Origin of the sequence: Nocardiopsis sp. B62 (assembly GCF_018070675.1) — a bacterium.
Taxonomy (GTDB): domain Bacteria; phylum Actinomycetota; class Actinomycetes; order Streptosporangiales; family Streptosporangiaceae; genus Nocardiopsis; species Nocardiopsis prasina.
This window is the reverse complement of sequence record NZ_JAGPXK010000005.1, coordinates 133460-147762: the sequence shown is the minus strand read 5'-3', so window position 1 is coordinate 147762 and position 14303 is coordinate 133460. Positions and strand designations below refer to the sequence as shown.

Sequence of the window (14303 nt, the reverse complement as noted above, 5' to 3'; positions counted from 1 at the left end):
CGCCGCTCCCTGCCCCGCGTACGTGTTCCTTACATACGCAAACCACAGATGCACGTGCAGACCAACGTTGGGCAACACTATAGGAAGCCCTCCCCTTTTCGGTAGGCCCCCTCACGAAGAATTCGTCCGCCCGCCTTACGGGATTCTCGCCGGTACCCTGCGCTGGGGCTCGATTCGGCTCTCGGCCCCTCTGTCCCGGAAGAACGACATCGGTATACTGAGCGGTCGCTCCCGCCAATACCACTCCATAGGGAGGCGAAGTGGTAGCAGACCCGACGTCGAACCACCAGGTCACACAGGATTTCCTGGCCAATTCCAGTGGTGGTCCCACCGTGCTGCGCATTCTGCTCGGCACCCAGCTGCGGCGCCTGCGCCAGGAGAAGGGCATTTCCCGGGAGGACGCCGGATACGCCATCCGCGCGTCCCACGCCAAGATCAGCCGTATGGAGCTCGGCCAGGTCAGTTTCAAACACCGGGACGTCGACGACCTGCTGAAGCTGTACGGAGTGAAGGAGGCCGGGCAGCGCGAGGCCCTGGTCGGGATGATCTCCAGCGCCAACGCCCAGGGCTGGTGGCACAAGTACGGCGACGTGCTGCCGCAGTGGTTCGGTGTCTACGTGGGCCTGGAGGAGGCCGCGTCGGTCATCCGGACCTTCGAGGTCCAGTTCGTACCCGGACTGCTCCAGACCGAGGGGTACGCCCGCTCGGTGATCCGGCTCTCGCGCACGGCGAACTCGGAGGAGGACGTCAACAGCCGTGTGAACATGCGTATGCATCGGCAACGGCGTTTCACCTCGGCCGAGGGCGATCCGCCGCGCCTGTGGGCGGTCATCGACGAGGCGGTCCTGCACCGCCCCTTCGGCGACGCCGAGATCATGCGCGAGCAGGTCGAGCACCTGCTGGAGATGGCCCGCCGCCCCAACGTCACCATCCAGATCGCCACGTTCGCCATGGGCGGCCACCCGGCCGCCGGCGGACCGTTCAGCATCCTGCGGTTCCCCACACCGCAGCTGCCCGACGTCGTCTACCTGGAGCAGTTGAGCAGCGCCCTGTACTTCGACAAGTTCGACGACACCAGCCGCTACGCCCAGACCATGGACCACCTGGCGACCCAGGCTCCCCTCCCGGGCCAGACCCCCGACATCCTCCAGGGCTTCCTCAAGCGCTACGGGGGCTGAGGTTTCCGAGCCGGTCCTGCGGACACCCGTCCGCGCACAGCCACCCACGACCGGCCGCCCTCGGCCCTCGCCGATCCCCCACATCGGCCCGCCACGTCCCGCCCCCCGCACGGACTGGCCGCGCCCGGACCCGCACCCCCCGCGACCCCGTGAACGCCCTGCGTACCCACGGGGTCGCTTGCGTGTCCGACTTCGGCCACGACTGGGAAACAATCGCGGAAAGGCGAACCTTCGGCGGCCCTGGCACGTTAGGTCTGACGTGCGGTTCCTTCGACTTCCCCGTGTGCGCACACGGGGGGTTGATTACCGATGCAATCACCGATGCACGTGCATGGACTACGCTTTGGGCTCGTATGGGGACAAATGGATCACCCGCCAAGAAACCGATCGCCCCTGGACAAGGCGGACGTCCGGGTGGTCAGGTCCGCCACGCACGGCCCGCTTGAGCCGTTCGCGGACACCCCGCTCACCAGTCCCCGAACTTCCAGGAGGTTGAGGATGCAACCGATCTACAACGGCGTCCCCGCGGACCGGTTGGAGGTCGTATGGACCAAGAGCAGTTGGAGCAACCCGGACGGCAACTGCGTGGAGGTCGCGACCCTGCCCGGCGGTGACATCGCCATGCGAAACTCCCGCGACCCTGAAGGGCCCGCGCTGGTCTACACGCCCGCCGAGATCAGGGCCTTCGTCCGAGGCGCCAAGACCGGCGACTTCGACGCCCTCCTCGACTGACCGGAGCGGTGCCGGACCCGCGCACCGCACCCCCACGAACCCCCCGGCCCCGGGCCCTCCTCACCTCCCCCACAGGCAGACCATCCCGGGACCGTGTCCGCGTCGTCGGCCCCGTGGTCGACACCCGTCCCACGGCGGCCTGCATCCGTCCACGACACGGACACGGACGGAGCCCGGCACCCACCAGGGTGCCGGGCTCCGCTGTCCGCCGCCCCGCCCACCGGGGCGGACGGGGCCTCCCGCTAGAGGCGGGCGGGGTCGACCAGGCCGTTGGCGCCGATCGGAGCGTTCTCCCACGGGAAGTGGGTGGCACCGAAGGCGGGCTTGAGGTCGAACAGCCAGGCGGCCTTCTCGTCGTACTTGGCGAAGAAGGGCTGGCCGACCAGCTCCGGGTCGCGCGCCTGGATGAAGTGCAGGACGAAGACCTTCTCTCCCAAGATCTCCGTCACCCCGTCCACGCACACCTTGCCCGGGGTCGCCGACATCGACGGGCCGCGCACGGTCCGGGCCAGTCCGGAGACCTTCTGGTAGGCACCCCGGAAGATGTCGTAGGCCTCCGCCAGCGGCACCGCGAAGTAGTCCTGCGGGCCGGTGTCACGCTCGACGAACATGTAGTAGGGCACCATGCCGTGACGCAGGTGCGTCCGCCACATGTCCTCCCACGTGGCCGAGTCGTCGTTGATCGTGCGGATCAGCGGCGCCTGGGTGCGGATGATCGCCCCGGTGGCGCGGATGCGCCGCACGGCCTCCTGCACGAGCTCGGACTTCATCTCGTTCGGGTGCGAGAAGTGGGCCATGAACGCGAGGTTCTTGCCCGAGGCCACGACCTTCTCGAACAGGCGGAGCGTGTCGTCCGCGTCCGGGTCGGTGGTGAAGCGCTGCGGCCAGTAGGCCAGCGCCTTGGTCCCGATCCGGATCGCCTCGAGGTGCTCGATCTCCAGCAGCGGCTCGATGTAGCGGGAGATGACCCCCTCACCCATGATCATCGGGTCGCCACCGGTGAACAGGACGCTGGTGACCTCGGGGTGGTTGCGCACGTAGTCGACCATCTGGTCGATCTCGCCGGACGCGAACTTGAGGTCGGCGTCACCGACGAACTGCGCCCAGCGGAAGCAGTAGGTGCAGTACGCGTGGCAGGTCTGGCCCTGCTTCGGGAAGAAGAGGACCGTTTCCTTGTACTTGTGCTGGATGCCCGGGATGGGCTCCTCGTTGCCCGTGGTGGGCACGTTGAGGTCCATCTGCCCGGCCGGGTGCGGGTTCAGCTTGGCGCGGACCCCGTTGGCGGCCTCGTTGAGCTCCTTGCGGCCCGCCCCGGCACTGATGAGGTCGGCGATCCGCGAGACGTCGTCCGCGGGGAGCATGTCGGCCTGCGGGAAGACCAGGCGGTAGATCGGATCGTCGGGAGCGGCGTCCCAGTCGATCAGCTCGTCGATGACGTAGCTGTTGACCCGGAACGGCAGCACATGGGCGACCGCCTTGACCGCGAGCTGCTCGTCAGCCGCGAGACCGGCTCTCGCCGTGAGCTCGTCAAGGTGTTTCGTCGTGTAGGCACGAAACCGACGTCCGGCGGACGGGGACTGTGCCACGTCTGGCGTTACGCTCACGCCTCTCCTCTCCTGCGGTTGGACAGGGGCCCGCCCGCGTGGAGCAGGGCAGCCCTGACCCGGTGGCTCCGGCATACGGGTGCCGGGCGACCACCTGGGGATGAAAAATCAGTTATCGGCTGTGACCAGAGTGTTTTCAGCGACTCAGCCAGCGAGCGGATATACCCCGTCTAGGGGCTTTGTACCCGCTCTGCGTAATATCCAGCCCTGACCTGGACATACAGGAAGTATCCTCGCACGGGTACACGAAGGTGCCGTCCGCAGTCAGCGGGAGGGCGACCCGATAGCGTGTCACCACATCACCCCGCACGGCCCCCAAGGGGCGTGTTCATCCGTGCCGTGGGCCCGCGCCCAACCGCGCGAACCACACGCCACTCCCGTCCGTCAGCACCAACCGACCGTGTGAGGAAGCTGTGACTGGCACACCCGACGCGGACGCACCGGTACCGCGCACGTCACCGCCCATCATCGCGGTGGACGCCATGGGCGGCGACAACGCCCCCCGGGAGATCGTACGCGGCGCCGTCATGGCCTTCCGCGAGCTGGGCCTGCGGGTCCTGCTCGTGGGGCGTCGCACCGAGATCGCCGCCCAGCTCGCCGAGGAGGGCGCCCTGCGCCACATCCCGGTGGTGCACGCCGAGGACAACATCGCCATGGATGAGGGAGCCCTGGCCAGCTGGCGTCGGCCCCGCTCCAGCGCGGCGGTGGCCTGTCGCCTGATCCGCCGGGGCGACGCGGACGCGCTGGTCTCGGCGGGCTCGACCGGCGGGATAGTGGCCACCTCCACCGTGCGGCTGCGCACCCAGCCCGGGGTGCTGCGCCCGGCTCTGGCGGTGACCCTGCCGACCGGCCCGGTGCCGACGATCCTGGTGGACGCCGGGGCCAACGCGGACGCCAAACCGGAGATGCTGGTCCAGTTCGCGCACCTGGGGTGCGCCTACGCCCAGACCGCCTTCGGAGTGGAACGCCCCCGTGTGGGCGTGCTCAACATCGGTTCGGAGCCCGGCAAGGGCAACAGACTGATCCGCAGGGCAAGCGAACTGCTGGCGGCCCCGGAGAACTCCGAGTCCATGGACTTCCGGGGCAACATCGAGGGCCACGACCTGCTGCGGGGAAGGGTCGACGTGGTGGTGACCGACGGCCACACCGGGAACGTGGCGCTCAAAACCATCGAGGGGACCGCCGCGTTCACGATGAACGCCCTCAAGGAGGCGCTCACCTCGTCCACCCTGGCCCGGACCGGGGCCCTGCTCCAGCGCGGCGCCCTGCGCCGCGTGCGGGAGCGGTTCGACAGCGAGACCTACGGCGGCGCCGCCCTGCTGGGCCTGAACGGCACCGTGGTCATCGCGCACGGCGACAGCCACCCCGAGGGCGTCGCGCAGGCCTGTCGGCTCGCCCACGACCTCGCGGGCGGCCGGATAGGCGACCAGATCCGCCGCCGGGTGCCCCTGCGCTCCCCGCACTGGCTCCACCGCCGTTCCGAGGAGCGCTGAGCCGGACCCGGGCCGCTCTCCCCCCGGCTCAGCCCTCGGAGCCGCCGAAGGCCCGCACGTAGGCCTCCTGTTCGGGGGTCTCCACCGCGTGCGACGAGTAGTGCTCGCGCACGTAGGCCACGGCCTCGGACGCGGGCACCCCGTCCAGCACCGCCAGGCAGGAGAGCGCGGTCCCGGTCCGGCCCCGCCCGCCCAGGCAGGCCAGCTCCACCCGCTCCCGGTCCGCGCGTTCCAGGGCCTCACGGAGCGCGGCCAGGGCGTCCGCGTCGTCGGCGGGCAGGCCGAAGTCCGGCCAGTGCACCCAGCGACCGGACCAGGTGAAGGTCGGCGGTTCGTGGTCCAGCAGGTACAGCCCGAACACGGGGACGGGGCCCTGCGGCAACGGGTAGCCCAGGCCGCGGCCCCGGACTACGCGACCGGACGGGAGCCTCAACACACCGGGGGCTTCGGGGTTCCACGGTTGGTTCATGGAGGGAGGGTATCCGGCCGCTCCCCGGCGAATCGGCGCCCCGGGGGTCCGTTTGAAACCTGTCGGGAGGGGCAGAGGCGGTCGGTAGTCTTAGGGGCATGGTCGACCCGCAGGAAGTACTCTCGCGACGGGTCCAGTCCGCCCTCGGCGCCGCCTTCGGCCCCGAGTTCGCCGACACCGATCCCGTCGTCCGCCCGTCCCAGTTCGCCGACTACCAGGCGAACGCCGCACTCGCGCTCGCCAAGCGCCTGGGCCGCAAGCCCCGCGAGGTCTCCGCGGCGATCATGGAGCACCTGGACGTCACCGACGTGTGCAGAGACGTCGAGGTCAGCGGGCCGGGCTTCATCAACCTCACACTCCGCGAGGACTGGATCGCCGACCAGACGCGCCAGCTCCTCGACGACCCGCGCGTGGGCGTTCCGGTCCAGGAGCGCATGAACATCCCGCTCGACTACTCCGCGCCCAACGTGGCCAAGGAGATGCACGTCGGGCACCTGCGCACCACGGTGGTCGGCGACTCCCTGGCCCGCACCCTGGAGTTCCTGGGCCACAACGTCATCCGGCAGAACCACATCGGTGACTGGGGCACCCCCTTCGGCATGCTCATCGAGCACCTGCTGGAGGTCGGCGAGGAGTCCGAGGAGTCCGACCTCCTCACCACGGACCCCAACGCCTTCTACCAGGCGGCCCGAACCAAGTTCGACTCCTCCGGCGAGGGCACGGACGACTTCGCCGCCCGCGCGCGCCGCCGTGTCGTGGCCCTCCAGGGCGGCGACGAGGAGACCCTGCGCCTGTGGCGCAAGCTGGTGGGCCTGTCCAGGGTCTACTTCAACAAGGTCTACGCCAAGCTGGGCGTCACCCTCACCGACGAACACCTCGCCGGTGAGAGCAGCTACAACGCGATGCTCGCCGACGTGTGCGACGAGCTGGAGGCCAAGGGCATCGCCGAGGTCAGCGACGGCGCCCTCTGCGTGTTCCTCGAGGGCTTCACCGGCCGCGAGGACAAGCCGGTCCCGCTGATCATCCGCAAGAGCGACGGCGGCTACGGCTACGCCACCACGGACCTGGCCACCGTCCGGTACCGGGTGGACGACCTCAAGGCCGACCGCATCCTGTACGTGGTCGGCGCTCCGCAGGCCATGCACTTCAAGATGGTGTGGGCCGCCGCGCGCGCGGCGGGGTGGCTGCCGGAGAGCGTCGAGACCACGCACGTGCAGATCGGCAACGTGCTGGGACCGGACGGCAAGATCCTGCGTACCCGCAGCGGCGCCCCGGTCCGGCTCGTGCAGCTGCTGGACGAGGCGATCCAGCGGGCGGCGGCCGTGGTGGCGGAGAACCGCCCCGACCTGGACGCCGAGAGCCAGGCGGAGATCGCCCGCAAGGTCGGCATCGGCGCGGTGAAGTACGCGGACCTGTCGGTCTCGCACGACACCGAGTACGTGTTCGACTTCGACCGCATGCTGGCGCTGACCGGGAACACCGGTCCCTACATCCAGTACGCGCAGGCCCGGATCCGGTCCATCTTCCGCAAGGGCGAGGTGGACCCCCGAGCCGTCGAGGGGCGGATCACCGTCTCCGAGGGCTCCGAGCGCGAACTCGCGCTCAAGCTGCTGGGCTTCGGCGCCGTGGTGGAGCAGGTGGGCGACCACCTCCAGCCGCACCGCCTGTCGACGTACCTGTTCGAGCTGGCGCAGAACCTCACCGCGTTCTACGAGCACTGCCCGGTGCTGACGGCGGGGACCGACGCCGAGCGCGAGTCGCGGCTGGCACTGGTGTCCGTGGCGCTGCGTGTGCTGGTCCAGGGTCTGGACCTGCTCGGTGTGGAGTCGCCCGAGCACATGTAGCCGTGTGCGGGGCGCGCCCCGTGGCGCGTCGGCGCGCGTGCAGGTCGGGAGGGTCGGGGCCACGGGCTCCGGCCCTCCCTTCGTGTGTGCGGTGTCGGTCCGGCGCCGACACGAAGCTTCCCGGGTGGGGCGAGTCGAAAGTCTCTCCGCAGGTCAGGGGCGAACCAGGGGTTCTGGTCGAGCATCCGACCTACAGTGTGAGGACTAATGTCCTATAACGGACACAAAGGGAGTTAACACCCATGGCATTCATCCCCACCGAGTACGGCCCGGGCCCCGGAACGTGGCACCTCGACCCGTTGCACTCCAGCCTGATCTTCGTCGCGCACTACCTGCGCTTCGGCCGAGTCCAGGGCACCTTCGGCGGGGCCGACGGGCGGGTCGACGTGATGGAGGACCCCGCGCGTTCCTCGGTGGAGGTCGTGATCGACGCGCACAGCGTCAACACCGGTGTCAACGCGCGCGACGCGCACCTGCGCTCCGCCGACTTCCTCGACGTGGAGCGCCACCCGCGGATCCGCTTCACCTCCACCCGTGTGGAACCCGGCCGGAAGCAGGACTCCTTCCGCCTGCACGGCGACCTCGAGATCCACGGAACGGCGCTCCCCGTCGTCCTGGACGCCGCATGGGTGGGCGAGGCCCCCGACTACGCCTCTCCGAACGACACCTACGGCCACTTCTTCTCCGCCACGACCCGGATCAGCCTGTCCGACTTCGGGGTCGGCGACGGCGGGCCCGTGCCCTGGGGCGGCCGCCTCGTCGGGGACACCGTCGACGTCGTGCTGGAGGTCCGCCTCCAGAACCAGGACCCCGCACCGTTCCTCAAGCAGATCGGGCACACCCCCTGACCCTCGTGGCCAGGGCACGCGCCCGATCCCGTCCGACCGCCCCGATCAGCCCCTGAGCAGGGCCTCGACCTCGTCCCGCGGGGCCATCGACGAGCTGGCTCCGTGCCGTCCCACGGAGATCGCCGCGGCGGCCGCGGCGAACTCCATCGCCTCCCGCGCCGACCGACCCTCGGCCCTGGCCACCGCGAACGAGCCGCAGAACGTGTCACCGGCCGCCGTGGTGTCAACGGCCTCCACCTTCCACGCCGGAACGTGCACCGGCTCCTCGCCCCGGCGCCCGAACAGCGAGCCGTCCTCGCCCAGCGTCAACAGCACCTCCGGCACCCTCTCCAGCAGCGCCGCCAGCGCGGCGCGCGGTTCGGTGTGCCCGGTGATGGCGGCGGCCTCGTGCTGGTTGGGCACGAGCACGTCCACGTTGGCCAGGAGCTCGTCCGGAAGCTCCCGCGCGGGGGCGGGGGTCAGGTAGACCGGCACGCCCAGCCCGCGGCCCAGCCGCGCCCCGGCGACCACGGCCTCCATGGGCAGCTCCAGCTGGAGCAGCAGCGCCGCGGCGTCGGCCACCCGCGCCTGGTCACCGTCGACCGCCCCGGCCTCGGCGTTGGCGCCCGGAACCACGATGATCCGGTTGCCGCCCCGGCCGTCCACGACGATGTGCGCGACCCCGGACACTCCCGGGACCGTGCGCAGACCGGAGACGTCGATCCCGCCGGACACCAGGTTGGCGCGCAGTTCGGCCCCGAAGGCGTCGTCGCCGACGGCGCCGAGGAAGGTCACGTCCGCACCCGCCCGCGCCGCCGCGACCGCCTGGTTGGCGCCCTTGCCCCCCGGGATCTGCCGGAAGCCCGTGCCTGTGACGGTCTCGCCGCCGCCCGGGACCGTGTCCACGTAGGCCACCAGGTCCATGTTGACGCTGCCGAGCACGGCGAGGCGCGGCGCGGATCCCGCTTCGTTGTCCACTTCTCTGCTCATTCCCCAGGTCACTTCTTGGGCCGTTCGGCCGGCTGGCTGTCCGCACCGTCGAGGGCGACGATGACGGGGGCGTGGTCGGAGGCGCCCTTGCCCTTGCGCTCCTCGCGGTCGATGCTCGCACCGGTCACCCGTGCCCTCAGTGCGGGCGAGGCGAGCACGAAGTCGATCCGCATGCCCCTGCGTTTGGGGAAGGCCAGGGCCTTGTAGTCCCAGTACGTGTAGACGCCGGGACCGGGCGTGTACTCGCGCACGACCTCCGAGAACCCGGCGTCGACCAGCGCGCCGAAGGCGGTGCGCTCGGGTTCGGTGACGTGGGTGAGGCCCTCGAAGGCGGCCATGTCCCACACGTCGTCGTCCTGGGGGGCGATGTTGAAGTCGCCGACGTAGGCGATCTGCGCATCCGGGTCCTGCGCCAGGCTCGCGGCGCCCGCCGCGCGAAGGGCCTCCAGCCACCGCAGCTTGTACGCGTAGTGGGGGTGGTCGATCTCGCGGCCGTTGGGCACGTACAGACTCCATACCTGGACCCCGCCGCAGGTGGCGGCGATGGCCCGGGCCTCACGCTCCTCGGGGTCGCCGTAGCCGGGCTGGCCGGGGAAGCCGATCCGGACGTCCTCCAGCCCCACCCGCGAGGCGATCGCGACCCCGTTCCACTGGGAGAGGCCGTGGTGGGCGACCTCGTACCCGCGGTCCGTGAGGACCGACTCGGGGAACTGGTCGTCGCGCGCCTTGGTCTCCTGGATGGCGAGGACGTCGATGTCGCTCCGGTCCAGCCAGTCGCCGATCCGCTCGGCCCTGGCCCGGGCACTGTTCACATTCCATGTCGCGATACGCACAGCCAAAGGCTAGAGGATCGCGCCGACGGACCGCCCCGACCTGGCCGAACACGCGGGGTGAGGGGAGCGGACACGAGGAACCCCGGTGCGGCCGTCCTCCGCACCGGGGTTCGGCGACTCCCGGCACATGCACGGTTGGTTTCAGTCGCGCTTCGTTGGACGGCCTGGCCCCTCCAACGGTTCGCATTGTGCGCAAGGTTTTTCGCGCGGACCGGGGAGGGTGTCGCCCCATCCCCCCGCCCACCAGGGACCTCATGGGTATCAGACACACACCCTTCGGGTAGGCCTGTGGGAGAGGCCACACAGACCCTCCCCCGGTGAGGTGGACGTGTCATGTCGACGGTTGATCCCCGCGAGGCGCGACGGGTGGCCGAACAGGCCAGGGAGAGCGACTGGACCCGACCCAGCTTCGCCAAGGAGCTGTACCTGGGCCGTCTGCGCCTGGACCTGGTCCACCCCCCGTACCCGGGTGAGTCCGAGACGCGGCGCGGGGAGGCCTTCCTCTCCCTGCTGCGGGAGGTGTGCGAGGGCGTCGACGCCCCGCGCGTCGAGCTGGAGGAGCGCGTCCCCGACGAGACCGTCGCGGCGCTGCGCGCGATCGGCGCCTTCGGGATGAAGATCCCCACCGAGTACGGCGGGCTCGGCCTCACCCAGTACCACTACAACCGCGCCCTGATGCTGGTCGGCTCGGTGTGCCCCGCGATCGCCGCCCTGCTCTCCGCCCACCAGTCCATCGGCGTCCCCCAGCCCGTGTCCATGTTCGGCACCGAGGAACAGCGGCGAACCCTGCTGCCGCGCTGCGCCCGGGGCGCGGTCAGCGCCTTCCTGCTCACCGAACCCGACGTGGGCAGCGACCCCGCGCGGCTGAGCGCCACGGCCACGCCCACGGACGACGGGTCGGCGTACCTGCTGGACGGGGTGAAGCTGTGGACGACCAACGGCGTGGTCGCCGAGCTCCTCCTGGTGATGGCGCGGGTGCCCGAGGGGCCCGGACGCCGGGGCGGGATCACGGCGTTCGTGGTGGAGGGCGACTCCCCCGGTGTCACCGTGGAGCACCGCAACCGCTTCATGGGACTGAAGGGACTGGAGAACGGGGTCACCCGCCTGCACCGGGTACGGGTGCCCGCCGACCAGCGGATCGGCGAGGAGGGTCAGGGCCTGCGCATCGCGCTGTCCACCCTCAACACCGGCCGCCTCTCCCTGCCCGCCCTCTGCGCGGGAGCGGGCAAGTGGGCGACCGGGATCGCCCGTGAGTGGTCCCGCGAGCGCGTCCAGTGGGGTCGGCCGGTGGGCCGACACGAGGAGGTCGCCCGGAAGCTGTCCTTCATCACCGCGACCTCCTACGCGATGGAGGCCGTGCTCGACCTGACCGGACGGATGGCCGACGACGGCCGCCACGACATCCGGATCGAGGCGGCCCTCGCCAAGCTGTGGACCTCCGAGATGGCCCACCGGGTCGCCGACGAACTGGTCCAGGTGCGGGGCGGGCGCGGGTACGAGACCGCCGGCTCCCTGGCCGCGCGCGGTGAGCGCGGGGTGCCCGCCGAGCAGGTGCTCCGCGACCTGCGGATCAACCGGATCTTCGAGGGCAGCACGGAGATCATGAGGCTCCTGATCGCCCGTGAGGCCGTGGACGCGCACCTGTCCGTGGCCGGGGACCTCGTCGACCCCGACACCAGTCGCTCCGAGAAGGCGCGAGCCGCCGTCAGGGCGAGCGGCTTCTACGCCCGGTGGCTGCCGACCCTGGTGGTCGGCCGGGGTCAGGTGCCGTCGGCCTTCCAGGAGTTCGGGCCGCTCGCCGCGCACCTGCGCTTCGTCGAGCGCGCCTCGCGTCGCCTCGCTCGCTCCACGTTCTACGCCATGTCCCGCTGGCAGGGAGGGTTGGAGGCCCGGCAGGGCTTCCTCGGGCGCGTGGTGGACATCGGCGCCGAGCTCTTCGCGGCGAGCGCCGTGGTCGTTCGGGCCCGCGCCGACGCGGACGCCCATCCCGAGCGCGGTACGTCGCCGCTGCAGGTGGCCGACGTGTTCTGCCGCCAGTCCCGGCTGCGGGTCGACGCCCTCTTCGAGGGGCTGTGGTCCAACACCGACGCACTCGACGGCAGACTGGCCCGGCGTCTGATGGCCGACTCCTACACGTGGCTTGAGGAGGGCGTGCTCGACCCGTCCGTGCCCGGGCCGTGGATCGCCCCGACCGACCCCGGGCCCTCCCCGCCCGAGGACCTTCACCGCCGGATGGGCTGATCGCTCCCGGAAGTGTCGTCGGCCGCGGATACGGTGATCACATGGCTGCACCGCACCCCCGCCGCGACGCGGAGTTCTCACTGCCGCAGGCCCGCCGGATCGCCCTGGCCGCCCAGGGCTTCCACGACCCCGGCCCCGGTTCCACGCCCACGCTCGCCCACCTGGCGCGCGTGGTCCGCCGCGTGGGCCTGCTCCAGATCGACAGCGTGAACGTGCTCGCCCGCAGCCAGTACCTGCCGGTGTTCGCGCGGCTGGGCGCCTACTCCCCCGATCTCCTGGACCGGGCCACCACCACGAGCGTGGGCGACAGCCCGGCCCGGCTGGTGGAGTGCTGGGCGCACGAGGCGAGCCTGGTGCCGCCCGCCACGCACCGCCTCATGCGGTACCGGATGGAGCACAACCGCGCCCAGCGGAACGTGGGGTGGATGAACGGCATCCGCGAGGACAGACCCGAGCTGGTCAAGGCCGTGCACGAGGAGGTGGCACAGCTCGGCCCGGCCACCGCCCGCGAGGTCGAGGCCGCGCTGGCCCACGACGTGCCGCGCGCCAAGGACCACTGGGGCTGGAACTGGTCCGAGGTCAAGCGGTGCCTGGAGTACCTGTTCTGGATCGGTGACCTCACCGCCAACGGCCGCAACACCCAGTTCGAACGCCGCTACGACCTGCCCGAACGCGTCCTGCCCGCCGAGGTGCACGCCCTCCCGCACCCCACCCCGGAGGAGGCCCACCGGGAGCTGGTCGCCATCGCCGCCCGCGCCCACGGGATCGCCACCGAGCCCGACCTGCGCGACTACTTCCGGCTCAAGGGCGTCGAGTCCCGTGCCGCCGTGGCCGACCTCGTGGACTCCGGCGAGCTGCTGCCGGTCACCGTGCGCGGCTGGGAACGCCCCGCCTACCTGCACCGGGACGCCCGTGTCCCCCGCAAGGTCGACGCCCGCGCGCTGCTGAGCCCGTTCGACTCCCTGGTGTGGACCCGCGACCGCGCCGAGGAGCTGTTCGGGTTCCGCTACCGCCTGGAGATCTACGTGCCCGCCGCCAAGCGGGTGCACGGCTACTACGTGCTGCCCTTCCTCCTGGGGGAGGACCTGGTGGCCCGGGTGGACCTCAAGGCGGACCGCGCCTCGGGCACCCTGCTCGCCCGCCAGGTCACCCTGGAGGAGGACGCACCCGCCGACACCATGCCCGCGCTGGTGGACCAGCTGGAGGAGATGGCGGCCTGGCTCGGCCTGGAGAACGGCGTGGGCGGCGAGGGGCTCACCCACCCCGTCCGCTGACGGACGGCCGCGCACCCGTGGTGCGCGGCCCATCGAGGTCCGTGGAAGGACCCGGGGGCCCGAGGGGCCTTCGCGCTGGGGCGGTGGTCACCTAGTTCGGACTGAGCAGCTTCACCGACGGGAAGTACGTTCGGAATCGCCGGGCGTCTCTGGTCAGGAGGTGATGGCCCTCGATCGCCGCGTGGGCACCGATGTAGAAGTCCGGCAGCGGCGGATGCTTGGTCCCGCCCTGCTTCCGGTAGCGGAGGTGGCACTTCCCGGCCAGGAAGGCCGCCTCCCAGGGCAGGTCGGAGCGAACGAAGTCGCCGCCCAGCGCCAGGTCCAGCTCCTCGATCCGGGTGAAACCGACAGAAACCTCCGCGTAGATGATCGGGTTGATCAGCAGCGGGCCCCGATCAGCCGCTTCCGCCAAGGCCCGTTCCGACCACTCACCCCAGGTGGGATCGCCGGTGAGGACGTCCAGCAGCACGTTGGTGTCGACCATCGTGGAGGAGGGCCCGGATCCGTCACTTTCCAGGCAGGACCTGACGGACTCAGCAGTCGTCATCGTCTCCCCTGGTCAACTCCATGATCTCGTCCGTGCTCATGCTGGTCGTGGTCCTACCGCGCAGTCGCTCGACGAGACGCTGGCCACGCGAGGGCTCGGTCGCCGAGCGAACCACACGCGCACCGTTGCCCTCCAGGACGAACTCGACTTCATCTCCGGGGCTGAGGCCGAGTCTCCTACGCACCTCGACCGGGATGGTGACCTGACCCTTCTCGGTGATCCTCATGGAGCCAGGGTAATACTTCGCAGGTATTACTTCTGGAGAATCCGA

General features: G+C 70.8%; 13 protein-coding genes. 7 read left to right on the top strand and 6 right to left on the bottom strand.

Going from position 1 to position 14303, the window contains the following annotated elements:
* Positions 1 to 332 precede the first annotated feature (332 nt).
* Together KBX21_RS08040 and KBX21_RS08035 are read left to right on the top strand one after the other, a co-directional pair.
* On the top strand, positions 333 to 1178 hold the full coding sequence (locus tag KBX21_RS08040; RefSeq protein ID WP_049579382.1) for a helix-turn-helix transcriptional regulator: 846 nt from the start codon (positions 333 to 335) through the stop codon (positions 1176 to 1178).
* 498 nt (positions 1179 to 1676) lie between these two features.
* Positions 1677 to 1910 carry a DUF397 domain-containing protein gene (locus KBX21_RS08035; RefSeq protein WP_210841509.1) on the top strand — a complete coding sequence of 78 codons (234 nt, stop codon included), beginning with the start codon at positions 1677 to 1679 and terminating at the stop codon, positions 1908 to 1910.
* Between the two features lie 242 nt (positions 1911 to 2152).
* Here the strand turns inward: KBX21_RS08035 and KBX21_RS08030 are convergent, their stop codons facing one another.
* Positions 2153 to 3496, bottom strand: coding sequence for a KamA family radical SAM protein (locus KBX21_RS08030; RefSeq protein ID WP_210841592.1), 1344 nt, complete (start codon positions 3494 to 3496; stop codon positions 2153 to 2155).
* A gap of 431 nt (positions 3497 to 3927) precedes the next feature.
* Here KBX21_RS08030 and plsX point away from each other — a divergent pair, with 431 nt between their 5' ends.
* Positions 3928 to 5007, top strand: a complete 1080-nt coding sequence (gene plsX / locus KBX21_RS08025; RefSeq protein ID WP_049576918.1) for a phosphate acyltransferase PlsX — start codon at positions 3928 to 3930, stop codon at positions 5005 to 5007.
* Positions 5008 to 5035: 28 nt separating this feature from the next.
* Here plsX and KBX21_RS08020 read toward each other — a convergent pair whose 3' ends face one another.
* Positions 5036 to 5476 (bottom strand): protein-tyrosine phosphatase family protein, encoded by a 441-nt coding sequence (locus tag KBX21_RS08020; protein WP_210841508.1) that lies wholly within the window; start codon positions 5474 to 5476, stop codon positions 5036 to 5038.
* 98 nt (positions 5477 to 5574) lie between these two features.
* Here KBX21_RS08020 and argS point away from each other — a divergent pair, with 98 nt between their 5' ends.
* Together argS and KBX21_RS08010 are read left to right on the top strand one after the other, a co-directional pair.
* Positions 5575 to 7320 carry an arginine--tRNA ligase gene (gene argS / locus KBX21_RS08015; protein WP_210841507.1) on the top strand — a complete coding sequence of 582 codons (1746 nt, stop codon included), beginning with the start codon at positions 5575 to 5577 and terminating at the stop codon, positions 7318 to 7320.
* A 242-nt stretch (positions 7321 to 7562) separates the two neighbouring features.
* Positions 7563 to 8168, top strand: a complete 606-nt coding sequence (locus KBX21_RS08010) for a YceI family protein (protein WP_049576930.1) — start codon at positions 7563 to 7565, stop codon at positions 8166 to 8168.
* Between the two features lie 45 nt (positions 8169 to 8213).
* Here KBX21_RS08010 and KBX21_RS08005 read toward each other — a convergent pair whose 3' ends face one another.
* Positions 8214 to 9137, bottom strand: a complete 924-nt coding sequence (locus tag KBX21_RS08005; RefSeq protein WP_210841506.1) for a PfkB family carbohydrate kinase — start codon at positions 9135 to 9137, stop codon at positions 8214 to 8216.
* An 8-nt stretch (positions 9138 to 9145) separates the two neighbouring features.
* Positions 9146 to 9970 carry an exodeoxyribonuclease III gene (locus KBX21_RS08000; protein WP_210841505.1) on the bottom strand — a complete coding sequence of 275 codons (825 nt, stop codon included), beginning with the start codon at positions 9968 to 9970 and terminating at the stop codon, positions 9146 to 9148.
* 333 nt (positions 9971 to 10303) lie between these two features.
* Here KBX21_RS08000 and KBX21_RS07995 point away from each other — a divergent pair, with 333 nt between their 5' ends.
* A complete protein-coding gene (locus KBX21_RS07995) occupies positions 10304 to 12211 on the top strand; it encodes an acyl-CoA dehydrogenase family protein (protein WP_049576939.1) in 1908 nt (635 codons plus the stop codon).
* 41 nt (positions 12212 to 12252) lie between these two features.
* The gene (locus tag KBX21_RS07990; protein WP_049576942.1) at positions 12253 to 13485 is read left to right on the top strand and encodes a winged helix-turn-helix domain-containing protein; all 1233 of its coding nucleotides are present in this window, start codon (positions 12253 to 12255) and stop codon (positions 13483 to 13485) included.
* 91 nt (positions 13486 to 13576) lie between these two features.
* Here KBX21_RS07990 and KBX21_RS07985 read toward each other — a convergent pair whose 3' ends face one another.
* On the bottom strand, positions 13577 to 14032 hold the full coding sequence (locus KBX21_RS07985; RefSeq protein WP_082206619.1) for a type II toxin-antitoxin system VapC family toxin: 456 nt from the start codon (positions 14030 to 14032) through the stop codon (positions 13577 to 13579).
* Entirely contained in the window at positions 14019 to 14258 is a 240-nt protein-coding gene (locus tag KBX21_RS07980; protein WP_210841504.1) for an AbrB/MazE/SpoVT family DNA-binding domain-containing protein, read from the bottom strand. The genes KBX21_RS07985 and KBX21_RS07980 overlap by 14 nt, the downstream gene beginning before the upstream one ends.
* Positions 14259 to 14303: the final 45 nt, after the last annotated feature.

Coding starts and splice junctions, on each gene's coding strand:
- KBX21_RS08035 (WP_210841509.1), top strand. CDS start 1,677: ATGCAACCGATCTACAACGGCGTCCCCGCGGACCGGTTGGAGGTCGTA.
- KBX21_RS08020 (WP_210841508.1), bottom strand. CDS start 5,476: ATGAACCAACCGTGGAACCCCGAAGCCCCCGGTGTGTTGAGGCTCCCG.
- argS (WP_210841507.1), top strand. CDS start 5,575: ATGGTCGACCCGCAGGAAGTACTCTCGCGACGGGTCCAGTCCGCCCTC.
- KBX21_RS08010 (WP_049576930.1), top strand. CDS start 7,563: ATGGCATTCATCCCCACCGAGTACGGCCCGGGCCCCGGAACGTGGCAC.
- KBX21_RS08005 (WP_210841506.1), bottom strand. CDS start 9,137: ATGAGCAGAGAAGTGGACAACGAAGCGGGATCCGCGCCGCGCCTCGCC.
- KBX21_RS07995 (WP_049576939.1), top strand. CDS start 10,304: ATGTCGACGGTTGATCCCCGCGAGGCGCGACGGGTGGCCGAACAGGCC.
- KBX21_RS07990 (WP_049576942.1), top strand. CDS start 12,253: ATGGCTGCACCGCACCCCCGCCGCGACGCGGAGTTCTCACTGCCGCAG.
- KBX21_RS07985 (WP_082206619.1), bottom strand. CDS start 14,032: ATGACGACTGCTGAGTCCGTCAGGTCCTGCCTGGAAAGTGACGGATCC.
- KBX21_RS07980 (WP_210841504.1), bottom strand. CDS start 14,258: ATGAGGATCACCGAGAAGGGTCAGGTCACCATCCCGGTCGAGGTGCGT.